Source organism: Enterovirga sp., from assembly GCF_035325185.1.
Lineage (GTDB): Bacteria > Pseudomonadota > Alphaproteobacteria > Rhizobiales > Beijerinckiaceae > Enterovirga.
On sequence record NZ_DAOLAJ010000026.1, the window covers coordinates 1 to 23637 of the forward strand.

General features: G+C 69.6%; 23 protein-coding genes and 1 pseudogene. 17 read left to right on the forward strand and 7 right to left on the reverse strand.

Translation table 11 applies throughout. The features are described 5' to 3' along the window. The 6 genes and pseudogenes from PKD06_RS07355 to mdh all read left to right on the forward strand — a co-directional run. Positions 1 to 164 (forward strand): annotated as a pseudogene (locus tag PKD06_RS07355) (succinate dehydrogenase iron-sulfur subunit); the annotation flags it as partial. Positions 165 to 223: 59 nt separating this feature from the next. Continuing rightward, positions 224 to 1336 carry an OpgC domain-containing protein gene (locus tag PKD06_RS07360; RefSeq protein ID WP_324379117.1) on the forward strand — a complete coding sequence of 371 codons (1113 nt, stop codon included), beginning with the start codon at positions 224 to 226 and terminating at the stop codon, positions 1334 to 1336. After that, positions 1267 to 2109 (forward strand): SGNH/GDSL hydrolase family protein, encoded by an 843-nt coding sequence (locus PKD06_RS07365; RefSeq protein ID WP_324379119.1) that lies wholly within the window; start codon positions 1267 to 1269, stop codon positions 2107 to 2109. Before PKD06_RS07360 ends, PKD06_RS07365 begins: the two co-directional genes overlap by 70 nt. 77 nt (positions 2110 to 2186) lie before the next feature. After that, positions 2187 to 2789 (forward strand): AprI/Inh family metalloprotease inhibitor, encoded by a 603-nt coding sequence (locus PKD06_RS07370; protein WP_324379121.1) that lies wholly within the window; start codon positions 2187 to 2189, stop codon positions 2787 to 2789. A 31-nt stretch (positions 2790 to 2820) separates the two neighbouring features. After that, positions 2821 to 4020, forward strand: coding sequence for a cell division protein ZapE (gene zapE / locus PKD06_RS07375; protein WP_324379123.1), 1200 nt, complete (start codon positions 2821 to 2823; stop codon positions 4018 to 4020). A 265-nt stretch (positions 4021 to 4285) separates the two neighbouring features. Then, positions 4286 to 5251 carry a malate dehydrogenase gene (gene mdh / locus PKD06_RS07380; RefSeq protein WP_324379125.1) on the forward strand — a complete coding sequence of 322 codons (966 nt, stop codon included), beginning with the start codon at positions 4286 to 4288 and terminating at the stop codon, positions 5249 to 5251. 79 nt (positions 5252 to 5330) lie between these two features. Here mdh and PKD06_RS07385 read toward each other — a convergent pair whose 3' ends face one another. Beyond that, complete coding sequence (locus PKD06_RS07385) at positions 5331 to 5975, reverse strand: 2OG-Fe(II) oxygenase (protein WP_324379127.1); 645 nt, start codon at positions 5973 to 5975, stop codon at positions 5331 to 5333. Positions 5976 to 6127: 152 nt separating this feature from the next. Here PKD06_RS07385 and sucC point away from each other — a divergent pair, with 152 nt between their 5' ends. From sucC to PKD06_RS07435, 10 genes are all read left to right on the forward strand, one after another. After that, complete coding sequence (gene sucC, locus PKD06_RS07390; RefSeq protein ID WP_324379129.1) at positions 6128 to 7324, forward strand: ADP-forming succinate--CoA ligase subunit beta; 1197 nt, start codon at positions 6128 to 6130, stop codon at positions 7322 to 7324. 47 nt (positions 7325 to 7371) lie between these two features. Beyond that, entirely contained in the window at positions 7372 to 8256 is an 885-nt protein-coding gene (gene sucD / locus PKD06_RS07395; RefSeq protein WP_324379131.1) for a succinate--CoA ligase subunit alpha, read from the forward strand. A gap of 171 nt (positions 8257 to 8427) precedes the next feature. Further along, positions 8428 to 11364 carry a 2-oxoglutarate dehydrogenase E1 component gene (locus PKD06_RS07400; protein ID WP_324379133.1) on the forward strand — a complete coding sequence of 979 codons (2937 nt, stop codon included), beginning with the start codon at positions 8428 to 8430 and terminating at the stop codon, positions 11362 to 11364. 56 nt (positions 11365 to 11420) lie between these two features. Further along, positions 11421 to 12611 carry a 2-oxoglutarate dehydrogenase complex dihydrolipoyllysine-residue succinyltransferase gene (odhB, locus tag PKD06_RS07405; RefSeq protein WP_324379135.1) on the forward strand — a complete coding sequence of 397 codons (1191 nt, stop codon included), beginning with the start codon at positions 11421 to 11423 and terminating at the stop codon, positions 12609 to 12611. A 61-nt stretch (positions 12612 to 12672) separates the two neighbouring features. Beyond that, positions 12673 to 13113: a VOC family protein gene (locus PKD06_RS07410; protein ID WP_324379137.1), complete on the forward strand. Its 441-nt coding sequence runs from the start codon at positions 12673 to 12675 to the stop codon at positions 13111 to 13113. Beyond that, positions 13110 to 13493 (forward strand): MAPEG family protein, encoded by a 384-nt coding sequence (locus PKD06_RS07415; protein ID WP_324379139.1) that lies wholly within the window; start codon positions 13110 to 13112, stop codon positions 13491 to 13493. The genes PKD06_RS07410 and PKD06_RS07415 overlap by 4 nt, the downstream gene beginning before the upstream one ends. Positions 13494 to 13583: 90 nt before the next feature. After that, positions 13584 to 14858, forward strand: coding sequence for an Hsp70 family protein (locus PKD06_RS07420; protein ID WP_324379141.1), 1275 nt, complete (start codon positions 13584 to 13586; stop codon positions 14856 to 14858). 122 nt (positions 14859 to 14980) lie between these two features. Next, complete coding sequence (gene lpdA, locus PKD06_RS07425) at positions 14981 to 16387, forward strand: dihydrolipoyl dehydrogenase (RefSeq protein ID WP_324379143.1); 1407 nt, start codon at positions 14981 to 14983, stop codon at positions 16385 to 16387. 100 nt (positions 16388 to 16487) lie between these two features. Beyond that, entirely contained in the window at positions 16488 to 18056 is a 1569-nt protein-coding gene (gene xseA / locus PKD06_RS07430; protein ID WP_324379145.1) for an exodeoxyribonuclease VII large subunit, read from the forward strand. 34 nt (positions 18057 to 18090) lie between these two features. Continuing rightward, positions 18091 to 18303 (forward strand): DUF2093 domain-containing protein, encoded by a 213-nt coding sequence (locus PKD06_RS07435; RefSeq protein WP_324379147.1) that lies wholly within the window; start codon positions 18091 to 18093, stop codon positions 18301 to 18303. A gap of 19 nt (positions 18304 to 18322) precedes the next feature. On the opposite strand, the gene lpxK is transcribed toward PKD06_RS07435, so the two are convergent. Genes lpxK through PKD06_RS07460 form a run of 5 tightly spaced genes read right to left on the reverse strand, consistent with a single transcriptional unit; the run spans position 18323 to position 22459 of the window. Further along, positions 18323 to 19351, reverse strand: a complete 1029-nt coding sequence (gene lpxK / locus PKD06_RS07440) for a tetraacyldisaccharide 4'-kinase (protein WP_324379149.1) — start codon at positions 19349 to 19351, stop codon at positions 18323 to 18325. Further along, a complete protein-coding gene (locus PKD06_RS07445) occupies positions 19348 to 20631 on the reverse strand; it encodes a 3-deoxy-D-manno-octulosonic acid transferase (RefSeq protein WP_324379151.1) in 1284 nt (427 codons plus the stop codon). The genes lpxK and PKD06_RS07445 overlap by 4 nt, the downstream gene beginning before the upstream one ends. Further along, positions 20628 to 21377: a lysophospholipid acyltransferase family protein gene (locus PKD06_RS07450; protein WP_324379153.1), complete on the reverse strand. Its 750-nt coding sequence runs from the start codon at positions 21375 to 21377 to the stop codon at positions 20628 to 20630. The genes PKD06_RS07445 and PKD06_RS07450 overlap by 4 nt, the downstream gene beginning before the upstream one ends. Positions 21378 to 21386: 9 nt before the next feature. Continuing rightward, positions 21387 to 21626, reverse strand: coding sequence for a DUF4170 domain-containing protein (locus tag PKD06_RS07455; protein ID WP_324379155.1), 240 nt, complete (start codon positions 21624 to 21626; stop codon positions 21387 to 21389). A gap of 29 nt (positions 21627 to 21655) precedes the next feature. Beyond that, complete coding sequence (locus PKD06_RS07460) at positions 21656 to 22459, reverse strand: 3'(2'),5'-bisphosphate nucleotidase CysQ (protein ID WP_324379157.1); 804 nt, start codon at positions 22457 to 22459, stop codon at positions 21656 to 21658. A 210-nt stretch (positions 22460 to 22669) separates the two neighbouring features. Here PKD06_RS07460 and PKD06_RS07465 point away from each other — a divergent pair, with 210 nt between their 5' ends. Next, positions 22670 to 23131 (forward strand): DUF6101 family protein, encoded by a 462-nt coding sequence (locus PKD06_RS07465; protein WP_324379159.1) that lies wholly within the window; start codon positions 22670 to 22672, stop codon positions 23129 to 23131. A gap of 8 nt (positions 23132 to 23139) precedes the next feature. Here the strand turns inward: PKD06_RS07465 and PKD06_RS07470 are convergent, their stop codons facing one another. Further along, positions 23140 to 23598, reverse strand: a complete 459-nt coding sequence (locus PKD06_RS07470) for a hypothetical protein (RefSeq protein ID WP_324379161.1) — start codon at positions 23596 to 23598, stop codon at positions 23140 to 23142. Positions 23599 to 23637: the final 39 nt, after the last annotated feature.

The window sequence follows — 23637 nt, forward strand, 5'->3', positions numbered from 1 at the left end:
GCCGCGACGAATCGTCCGGGGACCGGCTCGACAACCTGCACGATCCTTTCCGGCTTTATCGCTGCCACACCATCATGAACTGCGCGAATGCCTGCCCCAAGGGCCTGAACCCGGCCAAGGCGATCGCGGAGATCAAGAAGCTGATGGTGGAGCGCGCGGTCTGATCGCGCGGCCCCCCCGGCGGGGCCTTCAAATCCGCCGGGGAATGTGATCGAACGGCCCGATGCGGGCCGCGAACGAGATCGATTTCTGGCGCGGCCTTGCCCTCGTCTCGATCTTCATCAACCACATTCCGGGCTTCTTCTTCGAGCGCCTGACGCATCGCAACTACGGCCTGTCCGATTCGGCCGAGCTGTTCGTCTTCCTGGCGGGATGGTCGCTGCGGCTGCTCGCCTCGGGCACGTCCCGGTCGGCGGGGCTCCTGCCTCTCGTCCTGCGGCTCGGGGCGAGGGCGGTCACGCTCTATGCGGCGCAGATCCTCATCACGATGCTGGCCATCGCCATCATCGCCGGCTTCGCGCTCTGGCTCGACAATCCCCTGCTGCTCGAATGGCACAATGCGGCGGCGGTCTTCCAGGAGCCGGTGCGCACGCATCTCGGGCTCGTCCTCCTGACGCATCAGCTCGGCTATTTCGACATCCTGCCGCTTTATGTCGTGCTGATGGCGGCCGGGCCCCTCATCGCGATCGTGCATCGGCTCGCGCCGGCGGCGCTGCTGCCCTTGTCGCTTCTCCTCTACGGGATCACGCTCACCTTCCGGCTCGACCTGCCGACCTGGCCCGTCGACGGGATCTGGTTCTTCAATCCCCTGGCCTGGCAGCTCGTCTTCGTGCTCGGCTTCCTCCTCGCGCGGCCGGACGGGCTCGGCGCCGCGGCGCGCCGCCACCTGCCTTGGCTGCGCCCGCTCGCCTGGGGCGCCGTGATCGTCTTGCTCGCCGTCGCGATCCGCGGCTGGGAGCCCGATCCGACGCGTGTCCCCGAGCCGAAGCTCTTCTTCATCTTCGACAAGACGCATCTTTCGCCGGCGCGGCTTCTCCATTTCCTGGCGCTCGTCGCGGCCTTCGCGGGGAGCTACCGGCTCATCGCGCGCTTCGCTTCGCGCCCGGCCCGATTCCTCGCGATGCTCGGGCGGAACTCGCTCAACGTCTTCTGCGTGGGCTCGCTCCTGAGCCTGATTGGCCAATTCCTGCGGGTCGCGTCGGCGGGGAGTTTCTGGGTCGACCTGTGCGTGCTAGGAATGGGAGTTGCGGTTCTGGGTATCACGGCATGGCTTTCCGAGCTGCGCGACAGGGTGAGGGTATCTGCGGACAGGGCCTCGGCGCCCTCCTCGGCCTGACGGCCGCCCTTCTTCTCGCCACCTTCGCCCTCGCCGCCGAATCCGGGATCCCGACGCCGGACGTGCCGCCCGTGCCCGAGCCCAGGATCAGCCGGGCCTGCGAGGTGCCCGCGGGCGACATCGCGACGCCGCGGCCGCTCCCGCATCTCGAAGCGGCGCTCCAGGCCCGCAGGACCATCCGGGTCCTCGCCATCGGCTCCTCCTCGACGGTCGGGGTGGGAGCGAGTGCCCCCTCCCACAGCTATCCGGCCCAGCTCGAGGCGATCCTGGAAGCCACTTTCAAGGGCCTCGACGTCGTGATCGTCAATCGCGGCGTCTCGGGGGAGGTGGCCGCTGCCACCGCCGAGCGGCTGAAGGTGCTGGTCGGGCTCGAGAAGCCGGATCTGGTCCTGTGGCAGGTCGGCACGAACGACGCCCTGATGGGCGTGCCGATCGATGACTTCAAAGCAACGGTCGGCGAGACTTTGCACTGGTTGCGGGAAAGGGAGGTGGACACGGTTCTCGTCGGCCTTCAATACACCCTGAAGGTCAGCAAGGATCCGCATTACAAGGCGGTCCGGATGGCGCTGCGGGACATCGCGGCGGCCGAAGGGGTCCTGCTGGTGCGGCGGTACGAGACGATGGAGTTCATCGAGAAGGCGAAGGCGGGCGAGATCGTCTCTCCCGACGAGCTTCATCTGAACGATCTCGGCTATCGCTGCATGGCGGAGCATATCGCGCGCGCCATGGTGGTGAGCGCCTTCATGAAGAAGAAGCCCGGCGGAAAGTCTTGAGCCGCGGGCCGGGCAGGAGCCGCGATCTCACGCAGGAGACGGGCAGGCTCGCGCAACGAGGGGTTTGGGGGACACGGATGCTGATCGACGTCGTGCCGATGCGGCGGGTCTCTGTCGCCGCGCTCGCGGCCGCTCTCGCCCTCGCGCTGGCGGGGTGCGGATCGGGGCGCTTCGGCGGGACCGGATCCTCGCCGGCCTCGCACGGGCCGGCCGATACTCCGTTCGATGCGGTGACGCCGTCCGTGCCGTCGGGCTCGGTCACCGCCGAGCCGCTCGGGCCGCCGGGCGGCGTCTCCACGCTGGGCGGCGGGGGAGGCGAGGTCGCGCCGTTCGGCGGAGGCTCGCCCGAGCCGCCGCCGACCCTGGGCGGCGGCGGGGGAGGGGGAGCGCCGCCCCCGGCCTCGCGCTCGGCCGCCGTCGGGAGCTGGACGGCGCGCGAGGCGTCGGGCACCTGCAAGGTGAACCTGTCGAGCACGCCTTCGCTGGATCTTTACCGCGCCTCTGCGGGCGGCTGCTCCAACAAGGAGCTGAGCCGCGTCACGTCGTGGGATTTCCGTGACGGCGAGGTCTATCTGTTCCAGCCCGGCGGCGCGGTGGCGGCGCGGCTTCGCCCCGGCGGCGGCGGCCTGAACGGAGTGCTGTCGAAATCCGGCGCGCCGCTCACGCTGACGCGAGGATGAGGAATTCGGGCCCGTGCTGCGGAGCGATGCGTTGAGCGCGAATGCGGCCGCGGCCGGTTCGGTCCGGGCGTCCTACGAGGCGCTGGTGGCCGCCGGGACGATCGAGCGCGACCCGGCCCAGCTCGCCGCGGTGGAGCATCTCGACGCCCTGGCGACGAGCTTGTCGCGCCGAAACGGAAACGGGAACGGGCGGGCGCGCAAGCCGCGCTTCTTCGGCAAGCTCTTCGGGGAGGCGCCGGAGGAGCCGGCGCCGCGCGGCCTCTATCTCTGGGGGGAGGTCGGGCGCGGCAAGACCATGCTCATGGACCTCTTCTTCGAGGCCCTTCCCGCCACGGCCAAGCGCCGCGCTCATTTCCACGCCTATATGGCCGATGTCCACGAGCGCATCCATGCGTGGCGGCAGAAGCTGAAGGCCGGGCAGGTTTCCGGGGACGATCCGATCAAGCCCGTCGCCGCCGCGCTCGCCGAGGAGGCGAGCGTGCTCTGCTTCGACGAATTCGCCGTGACCGACATCGCCGACGCGATGATCCTCGGCCGGCTCTTCACGGCCTTGTTCGGGCACGGGGTGGTCGTGGTCGCGACCTCCAACGTTCCTCCCGAGGGCCTCTACAGGGACGGGCTGAACCGCTCCCTGTTCCTGCCTTTCATCCGTCTCCTCTCCGAGCGGACGGAGGTGCTGCGCCTTGATTCGCGCACCGATTTCCGGCTCGAGAAGATCGGGGACAGCCCCGTCTATTTCTCACCTCTCGGCGCGGCGGCCGACGCCGACATGGACGACCTCTTCCGCAGGCTCACGGGCGGGGCCCGGCCGAAGCCCGCGACGCTCACGGTCTACGGCCATCCGGTGGAGGTGCCGGCGCAGGCGTCCGGCACCGCCCGGTTCAATTTCGCCGACCTGTGCAGCCGGGCGCTCGCGGCGAGCGACTATCTGGCGGTGGCGCGCGCCTATCACACGGTCTTCGTCGACCACATTCCCCGCCTCGGCTTCGAGCGGCGCAACGAGGCGAGGCGCTTCATCCTGCTGATCGACGTGCTCTACGAGCGGCATGTGCGGCTCGTGGCCTCCGCCGAGGCGGGGCCGGACGATCTCTACGGGGGGGGGACGGGGGCGGAGACCTTCGAATTCGCGCGCACGGCCTCCCGGCTGCACGAGATGAATTCGCGCGACTATTGGGCGCGCGCGCGGGCGGAGGAGGTCTCCGGCAGCACGGCCGGGCTCGTCGAGACCTGAGGCGGGGGCTCAGGGCGACCGGGTGACGCGTACCCGGGTCATCCCCGGCGGCCCGAAGGGCCGGGAAGGGATCCAGGAGGGCTCGCTTGCGGCTCTGGATCCCCTTCCCCTCCGGCGGCTGCGCCGCCTCCGGCCGGGGATGACCCGGGTACGCGTCACCCGATCGCCTTGGAGGCTGTTCCTCGCTTGATGGACTGTGCGATCTGAGTCAAAGAGGCGGCCATCGCGGCATCCTTCCTTGCCGCCGCTCCCCGGGGGAATGTCCATGTCACGCAAGAAGATCGCGCTCATCGGCGCGGGTCAGATCGGCGGCACGCTCGCCCATCTCGCAGGGCTCAAGGAGCTTGGCGACGTCGTGCTGTTCGACATTGCGGACGGCGTGCCGCAGGGCAAGGGGCTCGACATCGCCGAATCCGCCCCCGTCGACGGCTTCGACGCCAAGTACCAGGGCGCGAGCGACTATGCGGCCATCGCGGGCGCCGACGTGATCATCGTGACGGCGGGCGTGCCGCGCAAGCCCGGCATGAGCCGCGACGACCTCGTCGGCATCAATCTCAAGGTGATGGAATCGGTCGGCGCGGGCATCCGGCAATATGCGCCCGACGCCTTCGTCATCTGCATCACCAACCCGCTCGACGCGATGGTCTGGGCGCTCCAGAAGTTCTCGGGGCTCAAGCCGGAGAAGATCGTCGGCATGGCCGGCGTGCTCGATTCGGCCCGCTTCCGCCACTTCCTGGCCGAGGCGATGGACGTCTCGGTGCGGGACGTCTCGGCCTTCGTCCTCGGCGGCCACGGCGACGACATGGTGCCGCTCGTGCGCTATTCCGGCGTCAGCGGCATCCCGCTGCCCGATCTCGTCAAGATGGGCTGGCTCGACCAGGCGCAGCTCGACGCGATGGTCGAGCGCACCCGCAAGGGTGGCGGCGAGATCGTGGCCCTGCTGAAGACCGGCTCGGCCTTCTACGCGCCGGCCGCCTCCGCCATCTCGATGGCCGAGAGCTACCTCAAGGACAAGAAGCGCGTCCTGCCAGCGGCGGCCCATCTCAGCGGCCAATACGGCGTGAGCGGCCTCTTCATCGGCGTGCCGATCGTGATCGGGGCCAAGGGCGTCGAGCGGATCGTCGAGGTCGAGCTGAACGACGACGAGAAGGCGATGTTCAAGAAATCCATCGCTTCGGTGGAGACCCTGATCGCAGCCTGCAAGAGCATCCAGCCCTCGCTGGCCGCCTGACATGAGCGCCCCCCGCCCGTCCGCTTCGGAGGAAGGGGGGCGTCCCCCTTCCGCCGCCGGGGCGGGGAGCCGCCCGGCCTCAGCCGAAATGCAGAGCCTTCTTCAGCATATGCGAGAAGCTGCCCCGGCTCTTCTTGCGCTCGACATCGGCCTGGCTGCGCAGCCAGGTCATCTGGACGACGCGCCGCTCGCCGACGAAGGGCTTGTGGCCGTGCCACGAATTGTCGGCCCGGCGGAAGGCGAACATCGAGCCGGTGACGGGGCTGATCTCCTCGGCCATGTCGTCGAAGTCGGTGCCGTTGCGCAGCACGCGCAGCCGGCCCTCGGCGGAGGCGTTCCAGGCGTCGTTGAGATAGACCAGCAGCGTCGCGATCTTGGACTCGCTGTCCGTATGGATGCGCCCGTCCTTGGCGGCCGAGAGCTTGCGGATCGTGATCATCTTGGGCTTGTCGACGAGATCGATATCGAGCTTCTCGGAGACGATCCTGGAGAGGTCGGGACCCTTCATCTCCTCCAGCAGGGAGGCGAAGCTTCCGGTCCGCTCCAGGTCCTCCTCGGGGAAGAAGCCGGGCTCGGTGATGGCCGGGAAGTCCGAGCGGAGCGGGTCGCGCGCATCGGGAAGGATCACGTCTTCCGCGATCATGTAGTTGTAGGGCGCGTGCTCGGCGCGGGCCGCGCGGACCGAATCGAGATTCAAGCAGACATATTGAGCCGGTGTCGCCATGATGGCTTTTCTCCCGTGGATCTTGTGCGCGCCGACCTAGCTCCTGGTTGCGGCGATATCAACGTCGGCGCCGTCCGAGGGGTGCGACCAATCACCCTGACCTGCGAGCCGCCGAGCCTTTCACCTCCTGAAGATTTCCGAGGGATCTCCGTATGAACATCCACGAATACCAGGCCAAGGCCGTGCTGAAGGAATTCGGCGTGCCCGTCTCCCGGGGCGTGCCGATCTTCAAGCCGGAGGAGGCCGCGGGCGCGGCGGCCGAGCTTGGCGGCCCGCTCTGGGTCGTCAAGAGCCAGATCCATGCGGGCGGCCGCGGCAAGGGCAGGTTCAAGGAGAAGGAGGCGGGCGAGAAGGGCGGCGTGCGCCTCGCCAAATCCGTCGCCGAGGTCGAGCAATTCGCCCGCGAGATGCTCGGGCGCACCCTCGTCACCGTGCAGACGGGCGAGACGGGCAAGCAGGTCAACCGCCTCTATGTCGAGGACGGCTCGGATATCGAGAAGGAGTTCTACCTCTCCGCGCTGGTCGATCGCGAGACGGGGCGCGTCGCCTTCGTCGTCTCGACCGAGGGCGGCATGGACATCGAGAAGGTGGCCCACGACACGCCGGAGAAGATCCTGACCTTCGCGGTCGATCCGGCGACGGGCTACATGCCCCATCACGGCCGCGCCGTGGCCAAGGCGCTCGGGCTCACCGGCGACCTCGCCCGGCAGGCGGGCGACATCGTCTCGAAGCTCTACACGGCGTTCCTGGCCAAGGACATGTCGATGCTGGAGATCAATCCCCTCATCGTCACCAAGGACGGGCATCTGCGCTGCCTCGACGCCAAGATCTCCTTCGATTCCAACGCGCTCTACCGTCACAAGGACATCATGGCGCTCCGCGACATCACGGAGGAGGACGAGAAGGAGATCGAGGCCTCCAAGCACGACCTCGCCTATATCGCGCTCGACGGCACGATCGGCTGCATGGTCAACGGCGCGGGCCTCGCCATGGCGACGCTCGACATCATCAAGCTCTACGGCGAGAGCCCGGCCAACTTCCTCGACGTCGGCGGCGGCGCGACCGAGGAGAAGGTGACGGCGGCCTTCAAGATCATCACGGCCGATCCGAACGTGAAGGGCATCCTGGTCAACATCTTCGGCGGCATCATGAAATGCGACGTCATCGCGCGCGGCGTGGTCGCGGCGGTGAAGGCGGTCGGCCTCCAGGTGCCGCTGGTGGTGCGGCTCGAAGGCACGAATGTCGAGGAAGGCAAGGAGATCATCCGCTCCTCCGGCCTCAATGTGCTGCCGGCCGACGACCTCGACGACGCCGCGCAGAAGATCGTGGCCGCGGTCCGCAAGGGCTGACCGCGCCCCGACCGCATTCCCGCATCGCGCCTTTCGGAAAGAACCGCATGTCCATCCTGATCGACAAGAACACGAAGGTGATCTGCCAGGGCTTCACCGGCAAGAACGGCACCTTCCACTCGGAGCAGGCCATCGCCTACGGGACGCAGATGGTCGGCGGCACGAGCCCGGGGAAGGGCGGCACGACGCATCTCGGCCTGCCGGTCTTCGACACCGTGCGCGAGGCGCGCGAGGCGACGGGGGCGGACGCCTCCGTCGTCTACGTGCCGCCGCCGGGTGCGGCCGACGCCATCTGCGAGGCGATCGACGCGGAGATCCCGCTCATCGTCTGCATCACCGAGGGCATTCCGGTCCTCGACATGGTGCGCGTGCGCCGCTCGCTCGACGGCTCGAAGTCGCGGCTCGTGGGTCCCAACTGCCCCGGCATCGTAACGGCGGGTGAATCGAAGATCGGCATCATGCCGGCCAACATCTTCAAGCCGGGCTCGGTCGGCATCGTCTCGCGCTCCGGCACCCTGACCTATGAGGCGGTGTTCCAGACGACGCAGGAGGGCCTCGGCCAGACGACGGCGGTCGGGATCGGCGGCGATCCGGTCAAGGGGACCGAGTTCATCGACGTGCTGGAGAAGTTCCTCGCCGACGACGCGACCAAGTCCATCGTCATGATCGGCGAGATCGGCGGCTCGGCCGAAGAGGATGCGGCGCAGTTCATCAAGGACGAGGCGAAGCGTGGCCGCAAGAAGCCGATGGTCGGCTTCATCGCGGGCCGCACCGCTCCTCCCGGACGCCGCATGGGCCATGCCGGCGCGATCATCTCGGGCGGCAAGGGCGGTGCCGAGGACAAGATCGCCGCCATGGAAGCTGCCGGCATCAGGGTCTCGCCGTCCCCGGCCCGGCTCGGCCGGACGCTGGCGGAAATTCTCAAGGGCTGAAGAAATGTCGCTCCGGCGCCCCCTGGGGCGCCGGCACGTTCTGGATGAAGCTTGAGAAACCCTGTAAGGGGATCAGGCGTCCAGCGCCCGCGCACCTTTCCAGGCTGCGGAGGCGTTCGCATCGAAGAAGCGGCCCGATCCACGAGGTCCGCGGCGGCCAGGGAACCACGCATGTCGCGCCAGCAGAACGACGCCCTCCTTCGCACCTCCTTCCTCGACGGCGCCAACGCCGCCTATATCGAGAACCTCTACGCCCGCTACGAAACCGATCCGGGCTCGGTCGATCCCGAATGGCGCGAGTTCTTCGGCGCGCTCGGCGAGGATAAGGCGACCGTCGTCTCGAATGCGCGGGGCGCCTCCTGGGGCCGTCCGAACTGGCCGATCCCGGCCAACGGCGAGCTGGTCTCGGCGCTCGACGGCAACTGGGCCGTCCTCGAGAAGAGCGTCGGGCAGAAGATCAAGGCCAAGGCGGAGGCCAAGGGCGCGCCGGTCTCGGAGGAGGCGGTCCACCAGGCCACGCGCGATTCCATCCACGCCATCATGATGATCCGCGCCTATCGCATGCGCGGGCATCTCCACGCCAATCTCGACCCGCTCGGCTTCGAGAAGCGCGTGCCGGACGACGAATTGTCGCCCTCGAGCTACGGCTTCACCGAGGCGGATTGGGATCGGCCGATCTTCCTCGACTACGTGCTCGGCCTCGAATTCGGGACGATCCGCGAGATCCTGGTGATCCTGGAGCGCACCTATTGCTCGACGCTCGGCGTCGAGTTCATGCACATCTCCAGCCCCGAGGAGAAAGCCTGGATCCAGGAGCGCATCGAGGGCAAGGACAAGGAGATCTCCTTCACCGATCTCGGCAAGCGGGCGATCCTCAACAAGCTGGTCGAGGCGGAAGGCTTCGAGAAGTTCCTCGACCTCAAATATACGGGCACGAAGCGCTTCGGGCTCGACGGCGGCGAGTCGATCATCCCGGCGCTGGAGCAGATCATCAAGCGCGGCGGCTCGATGGGCGCCAAGGAGATCGTGCTGGGCATGGCCCATCGCGGCCGCCTCAACGTCCTGTCGAACGTGATGGGCAAGCCCTACCGGGTGATCTTCCACGAGTTCAAGGGCGGCTCGGCCTCGCCGGACAGCGTCGAGGGCTCGGGCGACGTGAAGTACCATCTCGGCGCCTCGTCGGACCGCAGCTTCGACGGCAACAACGTCCACCTGTCGCTGACCGCGAACCCCTCCCATCTCGAGATCGTCAATCCGGTGGTGCTGGGCAAGGTGCGCGCCAAGCAGGACCAGCACAAGGATGCGCCTGAGAGCCGGACCTCCGTCATCCCGCTCCTCATCCACGGCGACGCGGCCTTTGCGGGCCAGGGGGTCGTGGCCGAGTGTTTCGGGCTCTCGGGCCTCAAGGGGCACCGGACCGGCGGCTCGATCCATTTCATCATCAACAACCAGATCGGCTTCACCACCTACCCGCGCTACTCGCGCTCATCGCCCTATCCGTCGGACGTCGCCAAGATGGTGGAGGCGCCGATCTTCCACGTGAACGGCGACGACCCGGAGGCCGTCGTCTTCGCGGCCAAGATCGCGACCGAATATCGGCAGACCTTCCACAAGCCGGTCGTCATCGACATGTTCTGCTATCGCCGCTTCGGCCACAACGAGGGCGACGAGCCGGCCTTCACCCAGCCGAAGATGTACCGAATCATCCGCTCGCATCCGACGACCCTGCAGATCTACGGCGAGAAGCTGACGCAGGAGGGCCTGTTGGGGCCGGGCGAGTTCGAGCAGATCAAGACCGAGTTCAAGGCGAGGCTCGAAGGCGAGTTCGAGGCGGCCCTCGGCTACAAGCCGAACAAGGCCGACTGGCTCGACGGCCGCTGGGCAAGGGTCAAGACGGCGGACGACGCGGACGATGCGCGGCGCGGCCAGACGGGCGTGCCGATCGAGAAGCTGCGCGAATACGGCGAGAAGCTCACGAGCGTCCCCGGGGATTTCCGCGCCCACAAGACGATCCTGCGCTTCCTCGACAACCGCCGGAAGATGTTCGAGACGGGGGAGGGGATCGACTGGGCGACCGCCGAGGCGCTCGCCTTCGCGAGCCTGCTCGACGAGGGCCATCCGGTGCGCCTCTCGGGCCAGGATGTCGAGCGCGGCACCTTCTCCCAGCGCCATGTCGTGCTGATCGACCAGGAGAGCGAGCGCCGCTACACCCCGCTCAAGAACCTGCGCGAGGGCCAGGCGCGGTTCGAGGTCATCAACTCGATGCTGTCGGAAGAGGCCGTCCTCGGCTTCGAATACGGCTATTCGCTCGCCGAGCCGGATTCGCTCGTGCTCTGGGAGGCGCAGTTCGGCGACTTCGCCAACGGCGCGCAGGTCGTGTTCGACCAGTTCATCTCCTCCGGCGAGCGCAAGTGGCTGCGGCTCTCGGGCCTGACCTGCCTCCTGCCGCACGGCTACGAGGGTCAGGGGCCGGAGCATTCCTCCGCACGGCTCGAGCGCTATCTCCAGATGTGCGCCGAGGACAACATGCAGGTCGTCTACGCCTCGACGCCGGCGAATTACTTCCACGTCCTGCGCCGGCAGCTGCGCCGCGACTTCAGGAAGCCGCTCATCCTGATGACGCCGAAATCGCTGCTGCGCCACAAGCGCTGCGTCTCGCGCCTCGACGAGTTGGCCTCGGGCACGAGCTTCCACCGCGTCCTCTGGGACGACGGCAAGAACATCGCCGCGGACGAAAAGATCCGCCGCGTGATCCTGTGCACCGGCAAGGTCTATTTCGATCTCTTCGACGAATTGGAGAAGCGGTCGATCGACGACGTCTACCTGATGCGCATCGAGCAGCTCTATCCGTTCCCGTTGAAGTCCCTGACCTACGAGCTGTCGCGCTTCCCGAATGCCGACGTCGTCTGGTGCCAGGAGGAGCCCCGGAACATGGGCTCGTGGTCCTTCGTCGAGCCCTATCTCGAATGGGTGCTCGACCGGGCGAGGATGAGGGTCAAGCGTCCCGCCTATGCCGGCCGTCCGGCCTCGGCGGCGACGGCGACGGGCCTCATGTCGAAGCACGTCGCCCAGCTCAAGGCCTTCCTGGACGAGGCGATCGGCTCCTGATCGTTCTCCCTATCCGCAGCAATCCGAACCGAGAGGACGCCCACGGGCGCTGACATATGGCCGATATCCTCGTTCCGACCCTGGGCGAATCCGTGAGCGAGGCCACGATCGGCCGCTGGTTCAAGAAGCCCGGCGATCCTGTGCGGGCCGACGAGCCGCTGGTGGAGCTCGAGACCGACAAGGTCACCCTCGAGGTCAACGCCCCGGCCTCGGGCACGCTCGGCGACATCCTGGCCAAGGACGGCGAGACCGTGACGCCCGGCGCCCTCCTCGGCAGCGTCGTCGAGGGCGGCGCTGCGGCTGCGCCCGCCCCGGCCAAGGCCGCGGCCCCCGCCGCGGCTCCGGCTCCCGCCGCCGCCCCGGCGGCTGCGAACGGTCCCGCCGTCGGCCGGATCGCGGCCGAGAGCGGGCTCGATCCTGCCAAGGTGGCGGGATCGGGCAAGGACGGCCGCGTCACCAAGGGGGACATGCTCCAGGCGCTCGCCGCCGGCGTTCAGGCCCCGGCCGCGCCCGCCCAGGCCCGCGCGCCTTCGGCTCCCGACGATGCCTCGCGCGAGGAGCGCGTGCGCATGACCAAGTTGCGCCAGACCATCGCCCGGCGCCTCAAGGATGCGCAGAACACCGCCGCCATGCTGACGACGTTCAACGACGTCGATATGGGCGCGGTCATGAAGATGCGCTCGCAGTACAAGGACGTCTTCGAGAAGAAGCACGGCACGAAGCTCGGCTTCATGGGCTTCTTCACCAAGGCGGCCGTGCAGGCGCTGAAGGAGATCCCCGCCGTCAATGCCGAGATCGACGGCCAGGACATCGTCTACAAGAACTACTACAATGTCGGCGTCGCGGTCGGCACCGACAAGGGCCTCGTGGTGCCGGTGGTACGCGATGCGGACCAGCTTTCGATCGCTGGGATCGAGAAGCAGATCGCCGAGTTCGGCAAGCGCGCCCGCGACGGCAAGCTGTCGATCGAGGACATGCAGGGCGGCACCTTCACGATCACCAACGGGGGCATCTACGGCTCGCTGATGTCGACGCCGATCCTGAACGCGCCTCAATCGGGCATCCTCGGCATGCATCGCATCGAGGAACGCCCGGTCGTGCGCGGCAAGGAGATCGTCGCGCGGCCGATGATGTATCTCGCCCTCTCTTACGACCACCGCATCGTCGACGGGAAGGAGGCCGTGACCTTCCTCGTGCGCATCAAGGAGGCGCTCGAGGATCCCGCGCGGCTCGTCCTGGATCTGTAAGGCCCCTTCGATCCGATGTCGCGGCCGGGCTTGTCCCGGCCGTGCCGTTTCAGGAGCCGATATGGCCTTCGCCCCGAATGTTCCCCCGATTCAGGCCCACCTCTGCGTCAAGGGCGGCAAGGAGGCGATTGCCTTCTACGAGCGGGCGCTCGGCGCGCGGACGACGATGTGCGCCATGGCCGAGGATGGGTTGCACGTCATGCACGCCAATCTCGCCATTGCAGGGGGCGAGGTGATGCTCCACGACGAATTTCCTGAATTCGGCGGAGATGTGCTGGCGCCGCCGACGCGCGGCGGGGCGAGCATGGCGATCAATCTGAATCTGCCGGGCCCGGAAGATGTCGACCGCATGTTCGCGCGGGCCGTCGCGGCGGGAGCGATTGCGTCCATGCCGCCGGCTGACGTTTTCTGGGGCGCCCGCTATGCGCGGATCCGCGATCCGTTCGGCCATGTCTGGGCCTTCAACGCGCCGCTCGCCGCGGCCACCGAGGCCCTCCGATGACATCCTGGATCGTCGCGAGCGTCGCCCTGCTCGCCTTGCACATCGCCGCGCAGGGGATCAGCGTGACGCTGGAATTCGGCTCGCGCTGGAATGCCGGGCCGCGCGACGAGGGCCTGAAGCCGCAGGGCGTGATCGCGGGCCGGGCCGAGCGGGCCCTGCGCAATTACCTGGAGACCTTCCCCGCCTTCGGCATCCTGGCCGTGGCGCTCATGGCGGCGGGCCGGGCGGACGGGCTGGGCCTCGCGGGCGCGGCGATCTGGATCGGCGCGCGGATCCTCTATCTGCCGCTCTATCTCGCCGGCATCCCCTATATCCGCAGCCTCGCCTGGATCGCGGCCGCCCTTGGCCTCGTGGCGATGGCCTGGCGACTTCTCGGGTGAGACCTGCTCGCGCCGCATGGCCGCCGCCTTGAGCCCGGCGGCGACGCCTGCTAGAGGCCGCGCCCTTTCCCTGAACCCAGCTCTTCCCTGATGTCGGCTTGCGGCCTCGATTTCGGCACGTCCAACACCACGCTCGGCGTCATGCGCGGCGGCGAGCCGCGCCTGCTCCCGCTCGAAGGGGAGGAGCGGACGATTCCGAGCGCGATCTTCTTCGCGCCGGACGGCGAGCGGCTTATCGGCCGGGCCGGGATCGCGGCCTATGTCGAGGGGCGGCAGGGGCGGCTGATGCGGAGCCTCAAATCGGTGCTCGGCAAGCCCCTGCTGGAGGAGACGACGCCGGTCGCCCGCAAGCGCATCGCCTTCCGCGAGATCATCGCGATCTATCTCGGGGCGGTGAAGCGGCGGGCGGAGGCGGCCTGCGGCCGGCCGATCGACAATGTCGTCCATGGCCGCCCGGTCCATTTCGTCGATGGCGATCCCGAGGGCGACCGCAAGGCCGAGGCGGCGCTCGGCGCCATCGCCCGCGAGATCGGCTTTCGCGAGATCTCCTTCGCCTACGAGCCGATCGCCGCCGCGCTCGATTACGAGCGCTCGCTCGGCCGCGAAGAGATCGCCCTGATCGCCGATATCGGGGGCGGCACGTCGGATTTCTCGGTCGTCCGGCTCGGCCCGAAGCGGCGCTTTGCGGCCTCGCGGGCGGGCGACATCCTCGCCAATGACGGCATCCGGGTCGGCGGCACCGATTTCGACCGCCTGCTCAGCCTGCGCCGCGTCATGCCGGAACTCGGCTTCGGGAGTCCCGCGAAGCGGAAAGGGCTCGACGTCCCCGCCTCCTATTTCCACGACCTTGCGACCTGGTCGAGCATCAACCGCCTCTACGACCCGAAGGTCCGCCGCGAGGTCGAGGAGGTGCGCCGCGACGCCGCGCGGCCCGATTTGATCGACCGGCTCCTCGCGGTCCTCTCGGCCGAGCGCGGTCACACGCTCGCCATGGAAGTCGAGCGGGCGAAGATAGAGCTGTCGGGCCGCGAGGCGGCGGCCATCCCGCTCGATTGGATCGAGGCCGGGCTCGCGGTCGGGATCGACCGCCCCGGATTGCGCGAGGCGACCGGCCTCCTGGCCGATCGCCTTCGCGAGCGCATCGAGGCATGCATCCGCGAGGCCGGGCTGCGGACGGAGCAGATCGACGCGCTCTTCCTCACCGGCGGCTCGACCCGGCTGCGCCATGCGCGCGCGGCCATCGAGGCGGCCGTGCCGGGCGCGCGCGTCGTCGAGGGCGATACGTTCGGCTCGGTCGGCCTCGGCCTTACGATCGAAGCGGGACGGCGCTACGGGGCGGAGGCGGGATTGGCGCGCGCAGTCTGAGCGCCGGCTTCGGTCCGCGGAAGGCCGAAACGCGCCGGCACGGGACTCCCTTTTCCGTCGATCTGCTGTAGGTCAGTCCCAGCGCGAGCGTCCGAGCCTCTGCTCGCATCGGGGGACCCTTCATGAGCGCCTATGATCTCGTCGTCATCGGAACCGGCCCCGGCGGCTATGTCTGCGCCATCCGCGCCGCCCAGCTTGGGCTGAAGACCGCCGTCGTCGAGAAGCGGGCGACCCATGGGGGCACCTGCCTCAATGTCGGCTGCATCCCCTCGAAGGCGCTGCTCCATGCCTCGGAGCTTTTCGCCGATGCACGTGATCATTTCGGCCATCTCGGCATTGATGTCGGCACGCCGAAGATCGACGTCGCGAAGATGATGGCCTTCAAGGACGAGGGCGTCGGCGGCAACACCAAGGGCGTCGAGTTCCTGCTGAAGAAGAACAAGATCGACACCTTCCACGGCACCGCGCGCATCGCCGCGGCGGGGCAGGTCGAGATCAAGGCCGAGGACGGCTCGAACCAGATGATCGAGGCCAAGGCCATCGTCATCGCCACCGGCTCGGTGGTCGCGCCCCTGCGTGGGGTCGAGACGGACGGCAAGGTCGTCGTCACCTCCGACGAGGCCATCGCGCTGCCGGCGGTGCCGAAGAAGCTGCTGGTCGTCGGCGCGGGCGTGATCGGGCTCGAGCTGGGCTCGGTCTGGCGCCGGCTCGGGGCCGAGGTGACCGTCGTCGAGTTCCTCGACCGCATCCTTCCGGGCATGGACCTGGAGGTCGCCAAGCAGTTCCAGCGCATCCTCGGCAAGCAGGGCTTCGCCTTCAGGCTCTCGACCAAGGTGACCAAGGTCGAGCTGGCCGGCGCGGGCGCCAAGGTCACGGTCGAGCCGGCGCAGGGCGAGGGGCAGGCGGAGGTGCTCGATGCCGATATCGTGCTCGTCGCGACCGGCCGTATTCCCTATACCGAGGGGCTCGGGCTCGATCACCTCGGCGTGCAGCTCGACGAGCGTGGCCGCATCCGCACCGACGCCCATTTCGCGACCAACGTCACCGGCATCTACGCGATCGGCGACGTGATCGCCGGGCCCATGCTCGCCCACAAGGCCGAGGACGAGGGCGTCGCCGTGGCCGAGATGCTGGCCGGCAAGGTGGGCCATGTGAATTACGACGTCATTCCCGGCATCGTCTACACGACCCGGGAAGGGGGGGGGGTCGGCAAGACGGAGGAGGAGCTGAAGGCGGCGGGCTTTGGCTACAATGGCGGAAAGTCCCCCTTCACCGCCAATGGCCGCGCCAAGGCGAACGGCACCACGGACGGCTTCGTGAAGATCCTGGCGGATGCTGCGACCGACCGCGTGCTCGGCGTCCATATCGTCGGGCCGCATGCGGGCGATCTTATCGCCGAGGCAGCGATCGCGATGGAATTCGGGGCCTCCTCGGAGGACATCGCCCGCACCTGCCACGCCCATCCGACGCTGGCCGAGGCCGTGAAGGAGGCCGCGCTGGCGGTCGAGAAGCGCGCCATCCACATGTGAGCCGCCCCTGCCTCTCCCCGCTTGCGGGGAGAGGCAGCTCGAATTTGCTGCGAGGCTTTCTCCTGCTCTCCGTGGAAAGGCGATTCTGCTACATCCAGGCATGACTTCCTCCGAAACCGCCACCAACGCGCCGGAATGGTCCGTCGCGGAGCTTGCCGGCGCCCTCAAGCGCACGCTGGAGGATCGCTTCGGACTCGTACGGGTGCGGGGCGAGATCTTCGGCTATCGCGGGCCGCATTCTTCCGGCCACAGCTATTTCAGCCTGAAGGATCGCGAGGCGCGGCTCGACGCGGTGATCTGGCGCGGCACCGCCTCGCGGCTGCGCTTCAAGCCGCAGGAAGGGTTGGAGGTGGTCGCGACCGGCCGCATCACGACCTTCCCGGGCAAGTCCGCCTATCAGATCGTCATCGAGCAGCTCGAGCCGGCGGGGGCGGGCGCGCTCATGGCGCTGCTCGAGGAGCGCCGCAAGGCGCTCGTGGCCGAGGGCTTGTTCGCGGCGGAGCGCAAGCGGCTTCTGCCCTATCTGCCGCGCCTCGTCGGGGTCGTGACCTCGCCGACCGGGGCGGTGATCCGCGACATCCTGCATCGCCTCGCCCATCGGTTTCCGCGCGACGTGATCCTCTGGCCGGTGCGGGTCCAGGGCGAGACCTCCGGCGCCGAGGTCGCGGCGGCCATTGCCGGGCTGAACGCCCTGGCCGTGCGGCCGGACGTCATCATCGTGGCCCGCGGCGGCGGCTCGCTGGAGGATCTGTGGGGGTTCAACGACGAGGCCGTGGTGCGCGCCGCCGTCGCGAGCGCGATCCCGATCGTCTCCGCCATCGGCCATGAGACGGATTGGACGCTGCTCGACCATGCGGCGGATGTCAGGGCCCCGACCCCGACCGGCGCCGCCGAGATGGTGGTGCCGGTGCGGGCGGAATTGCTGGCCCGGGTCGCGGGCCTCGATGTGAGGCTCGGCGAAGGCATGGGCCGCTCGCTCGATCTGCGCATCCAGGCCCTGCGCTCCGCCGCGCGGGTCCTGCCCTCGCCGGAAATGCTGCTCGCTCCGCGCCGCCAGCGCCTCGATCTCGCCGCGGCGCGGCTGGCCCCGGCGCTCCTCGCCAATGCGCGCGATCACGAGATTCGCCTGCGGCGCGCCTGCGACCGCCTCGCCCGGCACACGCCGCGCCTTGCCCTGGCGGAGGCGCGCGGGCGCCTCGATTCGGTCGCGCCGCGCTCCCCCGTCGCCCTGCGCCGGCTCCTCGCCGAGCGCGGTGCGCGTCTCGCCGATCTCTCCGGGCGTCTTCGGGTCGGACGCGAGACGGCCCTTCGCGCCGAGCGCCTGCGGTTGGAGCGCTGCCGGGAACGCCTAGGCGACATGACGATGCGGGCGGAGCGCGCGGCTGCGGCGGGGCTGGAGCGGCGCGCGAATCGCCTGACGGCCCTCGCGGAACTGCTCGGCAGCCTCGGATATCGCTCGGTTCTCGCGCGGGGCTATGTCGTCGTTCGCTCCGCCGACGGGCAGGCGGTCGCGCGCGCGGCGGGCGTCGCGCCGGGCCAGATGCTGGAACTGGAATTCGCCGATGGCCGCCGGAAGGTCCAGGCCGAGGGCGGCAGGCCGGAGAAGGGGGGGCGCCGCGCCCCTTCCTCCACGGACCCCCTTGCCCAACCGAGCCTCTTCGAGCAGTGAGGACGCCTTGCCGTTCGGACGATCGACACAGGCGATGAACAGACATGCCGGCGGCGAGGCCGTCATCGAATATCGCGATGCGAATATCCGCGTGGTGCGGCCCGGGCGCTATGTCCGCTGCGCCGTGTCGGGCGTCGAGATTCCATTCGACGAATTGAAATACTGGAGCGTCGAGCGGCAGGAAGCCTATGCCTCGCCGCGCGAGGTGCTGATCCGCCTCGGGCGCCCGCTGCCTGCGGACGGGTGAGGGTCGCCGCGCGCCGCGTTCATGGGGCTCGGGCCTGCGGCCCGTGCCGGAATGACGGCACGGAGAGCCGCTCCCGCAGGAGCGCCGCCACCGCCTCCTCGTCCTCGAAGGCGACCTCGACCGGCAGCGTCCGCACGCGCGACAGGCGGGGCTCGGCCTCCCCGAGCGTTGCGAGCCGAACCGCATCCTTCTCGGTCGTGAGCGGAAGGAGGCCGGACCTGTCCGCCTCGTCCAGAAGGGCTTTCACTTCGTCCGCCCGGTAGGGATGGTGGTCGGGAAAGCTTCGCTCGGCCGCGACGTCGAGGCCGAGCGCCCGGCAGGTCGCGAAGAACTTTTCCGGCCTCCCGATTCCCGCAAAGGCGAGGATGCGATGTCCCGCGAGGGCGGCGTCGCGGGCGGGGGCGAGGCCGGCCCGCAGGACCGGAAGGCGGCGGGAGCGCGCCTCCGCGGCGATCCGCTCGCCGGGCTCGCCCGGCCCGATGACGAGGACGGCGTCGATCCGCGGCCATTGCGCATCGAGCGGGGCGCGCAGCGGGCCGGCGGGAAGCACCCGGCCGTTGCCGATCCCCACGGCGCCGTCGAAGACGGCAATGGCGAGATCCTTGCACAGGGACGGGTTTTGCAGCCCGTCATCCATCACGACGAGGTCGGCGCCCAGCGCGGCGGCGAGCGCGGCCCCGGCGGGGCGCTCGCGCGCGACGATGGTCGGCGCGGCGCGGGCGAGGAGCAGCGCCTCGTCTCCGACCTCCCCGCTGCCGTGACGCAGGGGGTCGACCCGGATGGGCCCTGCGAGCGAGCCGCCATAGCCCCGCGTGAGGAAGGCGGGCCGGAAGCCCTCCCGCCGCAGCAGCGCGGCGAGCTTCAGGCAGGTCGGCGTCTTGCCCGATCCGCCGACCGTGACGTTGCCGACGCACAGGATCGGGACCGGGGCGCTCTCTCCGCTCTTCGCCATGCGCCGCGCGGCGGCCATGCCCCAGATCGCGGCTGCCGGCGCGAGAGCCGCGGCCGCGAGGCCCGGCTCGCGCCACCAGAAGGCCGGCGCCTTCACGCCGCGTCCCGCTCCGGCAGATAGGGCGCGAGGGCTTCGAGCGTCGCGGCGAGCGCGCCGCCCAGCCCCGCGATCGTCGCCGCGCCCGCCTTCGCCATTTCCCGCATCCGGCCCGGCTGGCGAAGAAGCTCCGACACCGCCTCGACGAGGCCGGCCGGCGTGACTTCCAGGGCGCCGCCCGCCCGGTCGAGGGCGGCGTAGATGTCGGCGAAATTCGTCACCTCCGGGCCGTGCAGCACCGCGGCGCCGAGCCGCGCGGGCTCGATCGGATTCTGCCCGCCATGGGGCACGAGCGAGCCGCCCATGAGGACGAGAGGAGCCACGCGGTAGAACAGGCCGAGATCGCCGATCGTATCGACGAGATGAATGTCGGCGGCGGCCTCCGCGGCCTCGCCGCGGGAGCGGCGCGTCACGCCGAGGCCGGCCGAGAAGGCGTAGGAGGCGATCTCCTCGCCCCGCTCGGGGTGGCGCGGGGCGAGGAGGGTGAGGAGGCCGGGCCGCTGCGCCCGCAGGGCGAGATGCGCGGCGATGATGGTCTCCTCCTCTCCCGGATGGGTGCTGGCCGCCATCCAGATGGGGCGCGCCGCGAGGCGGCTCGACAGCGCCTCGACCGCTCCCGGGTCGGCGGGGAGGGGAGGCACGTCGAATTTGAGGTTCCCGGCGACGCCTGCCACCGGCGCGCCGAGGGCGTGGAGGCGGGATGCGTCGCCCTCGGTCTGGGCGAGGCACAGGGCGAAGCGCGAGAAGAGGGCGCGGGCAGTCTGCGGGGCGCGCTGCCAGCCCGCGAAGGAGCGGGGCGAGAGCCGGCCGTTCACGAGGGCGAGCGGAATGGCATGCCGCTCGAGTTCCGTCAGGATGCCGGGCCAGATCTCCGATTCGGCGAAGATCGCAAGAATCGGCCGCCAATGGGCGAGAAACCGGCGCAGGAAATGCGGCACGTCGAGGGGCACATATTGATGCAGGGCGCCGGGCGGCAGGCGCGTCTCGAGGAGCCGGGCCGAGGTGCGGGTGCCGGAGGTGACGAGGACGCTCACCTCGCGCCGGACCAGGGCCTCCACGAGCGGCAGGAGCGCCTGGGTCTCGCCGACGGAGGCGCCATGGACCCAGACGATCTCGCCGCGCGGTCGCTCGCGGCCGGGATGGCCGAACCGCTCCGGCAGCCGCTCGGGATCTTCCTTCCCCCGCCCGGCGCGCCAGCGGAGGAAGGCGGGAGCGAGGGGGGAGGCGATCGTCGCGCAGGCCCGGTAGGCCGTGATCGTCTTCGGAAGCGGAGATGTCACGCGGGCCGCCCGGCGGCGCAGGCCCCGTCCTCCCGGCGCAGGCCGGCGCCGGGATCGGCGCGGCCGACAAGGGCGAAGGCGCGGGCATGGACATGGTCCAGCCCGATTTCCACCTCGCGGCGCGCGGCTTCCTGCCCGGCGGGATCGGCCTTGCGGGACACGAAGATCGGCTCTCCCACCACCATCGCGCCGCGTCCGAAGGGCAGGCCCATGGAGGCGCGGTCCCAGCTGTTGAAGGAGAGGCGGGAACTCGTCACCACCGCGACGGGGACGATGGGCCGCCCCGACAGCCGCGCGAGCGTGACGATGCCCTCGCCGGCCCGGCGCGCGATCTTGGGGATATCCGCCGTCAGGACGACGTTCTCCCCTCCTTCGAGCGCCTTCAGCATGGCCCTGAGCGCCTCGGCGCCGCCCTTCGCGCGCGGGTCGCGCCCCCGCGCGCCGGAGCCCCGGATCGCCCGGATGCCGAGGCTTTCGAGGGCGATGGCGTTCAATTCACCGTCCCGCGAGCGCGAGACGAGGCTGGCGGCCGGCATGTCCTTGTGATGGAGAAAGGGAACCATGAAATGCTGGCCGTGCCACATCGCGGCGATGGCGGGGCCGACCCGCGCGAAGCGCTCCTGCGCATCGGCCGGCTCGACGACGAAGCGGTTCGTGCGCCGCACGAGCCGAAGGTAGCGGGCCAGCGCGATCCCGGCTGCGCGCTGGACGCCCGGCCGCCGCCCCAGTTCCTTCAGCCAGCCCATCGGCCTCGCTCAGGCCCCCGGATCGAGCAGCCGGTGCATGTGGACGATGAAATAGCGCATATGGGCGTTGTCGACGCTTCCCTGCGCCTTCGCCTTCCAGGCGGCATGGGCCGTCGCGTAATTCGGGTAGACGCCGACGACATCGACCTTGGACAGATCCCGGAACTCGGTTCCCGCCAGATCCGTCAGCTCGCCTCCGAAGACGAGATGAAGGAGCTGCTTGCTCCCGTCCGCCGCTGTATCAGCCATCGGATGTTCCTCCTGCGAATGAAACCAAGCTACGGCGCCGTGATGGCGCCGATCAGGTCGGCTTGCAACTCCCGCGGCACGGCGAGAAGCTCGCCATGGACGGGCTCGGGCCGGTTATAGGCGGGGACGCCGCTTCGCGCATCGACCAGCGTCCCGCCCGCCTCCTGGAGGATGATGTCCGCCGCGGCGATGTCCCAGTCCCGCGCATTGGCGGAGATGAGGCCGAGATCGACCGACCCCTCCGCGACCCGCGCGATGCGGAGCGCCAGGGAGGGAATGCGCGGCGCGCGGTGGATATCCGGATGACGGCGCGCGAGGCGGTCGACCAGGAGGCCGGGGCCCGCGACGCTCGCGCGGGAAAGGTCGCGCGCGCCGGAGACGGAGATCGCATGGCCGTTGCGGAAGGCGCCGCCGCCGCGCATCGCCTCGTAGAGAGTCTCGTGGGCGGGGGCGTGCAGGACGCCGAGCGCCGGCTCGCCGTCGACCAGGAGCCCGATCGCGATGGACCAGTCGGGATTGCCGGCCAGGAAGGCGCGCGTGCCGTCGATCGGATCGACGATCCAGACGAAGCCGCGCCCGAGCCGGCGGGGATTGTCCGCGGTCTCCTCCGACAGCCAGCCCGCTTCCGGCAGCATCGCGCTCAGGCGGATCTTGAGGAAGGTGTCGACCTCGACATCCGCCTCGGTGACGGGCGATCCGCCCGCCTTGGACCAGATGCGGGCGGAGGTGGCGAGGCCGGACTGGAAATAGCGCATCGCGAGGCGCCCGGCCTCCTCCGCGATGTCGCGGACGAGAGGCAGGATGTGACGGGAAGGGTCGCCGGCGAAGGTCATGAGGCCGCCGAGCAGTAGGGGAGAGGATGCGGCCTCGCAAGCGAATCCGAGCGATCGCCGCAAGCTTCTGTTGATGATCGCGCCGGAAAGCAGAGGCGTCACAGAGCCTTAACGCTGGTGGTTAAGCGGTTTGCCGCTCTCGCGGGACATTCTGGGGGACATGGAGAGCGGCTGCGTTCGAACGGCCGCCACGTCAGGACGAGGCATCTCATGAACGATTGCGGCGAGGATTTCGAAGGTGGGCGGCTGGAGCCCGCCTCGCTCGCGGCGCTGCCGATTCTCCGTCCGGGGAGCGGGCTCGCGGGAGCCGCGGCGCCCATCGGGCTGGCGCTGGATTTCGTCGACGGGGAGTTCGTCGTGGAGGTCGCCTGCGCCGGGGAGGAGCCGCCGCTCGTGCTCGGCCCCTACGCGGACGAGGAGGTCGTCGCGATCTGGCGCCGGATGGCGGCGGCTTCGGGGCTGCCTCTCCTGCTGCGCGGCGCGGACGGCCTGTTGCAGCAGCCCTATCCGCAACTCGGCCGCCTGCTGGTCGGGGAGCGTTGCGAGCGCCGCCGCCTGAAGATCCTGTCGGGGCGCCGGCCCCGCTTCCTGACCAAGCGCCGGGCCACCTCGCTGCCGCGCCGCCCGCGCATCCATCGCGAGACCGAGATCGCGGCGGGGCGGGCTCGCTAAGGGGGATTCTAAAGCGCGCCCTGGGGCAGGGTGGTCGGCCCGGTCAGGCCGCCGCCGCCGAGCAGGCCCCCGCCGTTGCCGCTCTTGGCCTGCTTCTCCATCTGCAGGACCTTGGCGGCCACGTTGCACGCCTTGGCCCGGATTTCCTGCGCCTTGGCGTGGTCGGCCTTCATGCCCTCGATGAAGCTGTCGGGGACCTGGCACCAGTCCTTGTTGGCTTCGGCCCATTTGATGATCGAGGCGCCGTTGGCGACCAGGCGGCCGAAGCCGGCGCAGGCCGTCTTGGCGTCCAGCTTCTTCTTGCCGCCGGCCTGGAGTCCCTGGGCGATCGCCTTGCGCTGCTCGAGCTGGCCCTGGATGGCGCCGCAGCTCGCGGATTGCGCGAAAGCCTCGCCCGTGGCCAGGGCGAGCAGGGCGACGGCGGCAATCCCCGTCAGCAGCGATGGCAGGCGCGAATTCGGCGACATGAAAGAAGCCCCTTGGCCTCGCCCCCCGGCGAGGGTTTC

Bases quoted from the DNA above. Each gene is read 5' to 3' on its own strand.
- PKD06_RS07360 (WP_324379117.1), top strand. From the start codon at position 224: ATGCGGGCCGCGAACGAGATCGATTTCTGGCGCGGCCTTGCCCTCGTC.
- PKD06_RS07385 (WP_324379127.1), bottom strand. From the start codon at position 5,975: ATGGCGACACCGGCTCAATATGTCTGCTTGAATCTCGATTCGGTCCGC.
- sucD (WP_324379131.1), top strand. From the start codon at position 7,372: ATGTCCATCCTGATCGACAAGAACACGAAGGTGATCTGCCAGGGCTTC.
- odhB (WP_324379135.1), top strand. From the start codon at position 11,421: ATGGCCGATATCCTCGTTCCGACCCTGGGCGAATCCGTGAGCGAGGCC.
- mdh (WP_324379125.1), top strand. From the start codon at position 4,286: ATGTCACGCAAGAAGATCGCGCTCATCGGCGCGGGTCAGATCGGCGGC.
- PKD06_RS07420 (WP_324379141.1), top strand. From the start codon at position 13,584: ATGTCGGCTTGCGGCCTCGATTTCGGCACGTCCAACACCACGCTCGGC.
- xseA (WP_324379145.1), top strand. From the start codon at position 16,488: ATGACTTCCTCCGAAACCGCCACCAACGCGCCGGAATGGTCCGTCGCG.
- PKD06_RS07400 (WP_324379133.1), top strand. From the start codon at position 8,428: ATGTCGCGCCAGCAGAACGACGCCCTCCTTCGCACCTCCTTCCTCGAC.
- PKD06_RS07470 (WP_324379161.1), bottom strand. From the start codon at position 23,598: ATGTCGCCGAATTCGCGCCTGCCATCGCTGCTGACGGGGATTGCCGCC.
- PKD06_RS07370 (WP_324379121.1), top strand. From the start codon at position 2,187: ATGCTGATCGACGTCGTGCCGATGCGGCGGGTCTCTGTCGCCGCGCTC.
- sucC (WP_324379129.1), top strand. From the start codon at position 6,128: ATGAACATCCACGAATACCAGGCCAAGGCCGTGCTGAAGGAATTCGGC.
- PKD06_RS07460 (WP_324379157.1), bottom strand. From the start codon at position 22,459: ATGACCTTCGCCGGCGACCCTTCCCGTCACATCCTGCCTCTCGTCCGC.
- PKD06_RS07450 (WP_324379153.1), bottom strand. From the start codon at position 21,377: ATGGGCTGGCTGAAGGAACTGGGGCGGCGGCCGGGCGTCCAGCGCGCA.
- PKD06_RS07410 (WP_324379137.1), top strand. From the start codon at position 12,673: ATGGCCTTCGCCCCGAATGTTCCCCCGATTCAGGCCCACCTCTGCGTC.
- PKD06_RS07455 (WP_324379155.1), bottom strand. From the start codon at position 21,626: ATGGCTGATACAGCGGCGGACGGGAGCAAGCAGCTCCTTCATCTCGTC.
- PKD06_RS07365 (WP_324379119.1), top strand. From the start codon at position 1,267: ATGGCTTTCCGAGCTGCGCGACAGGGTGAGGGTATCTGCGGACAGGGC.
- lpdA (WP_324379143.1), top strand. From the start codon at position 14,981: ATGAGCGCCTATGATCTCGTCGTCATCGGAACCGGCCCCGGCGGCTAT.
- PKD06_RS07415 (WP_324379139.1), top strand. From the start codon at position 13,110: ATGACATCCTGGATCGTCGCGAGCGTCGCCCTGCTCGCCTTGCACATC.
- PKD06_RS07465 (WP_324379159.1), top strand. From the start codon at position 22,670: ATGAACGATTGCGGCGAGGATTTCGAAGGTGGGCGGCTGGAGCCCGCC.
- PKD06_RS07435 (WP_324379147.1), top strand. From the start codon at position 18,091: ATGAACAGACATGCCGGCGGCGAGGCCGTCATCGAATATCGCGATGCG.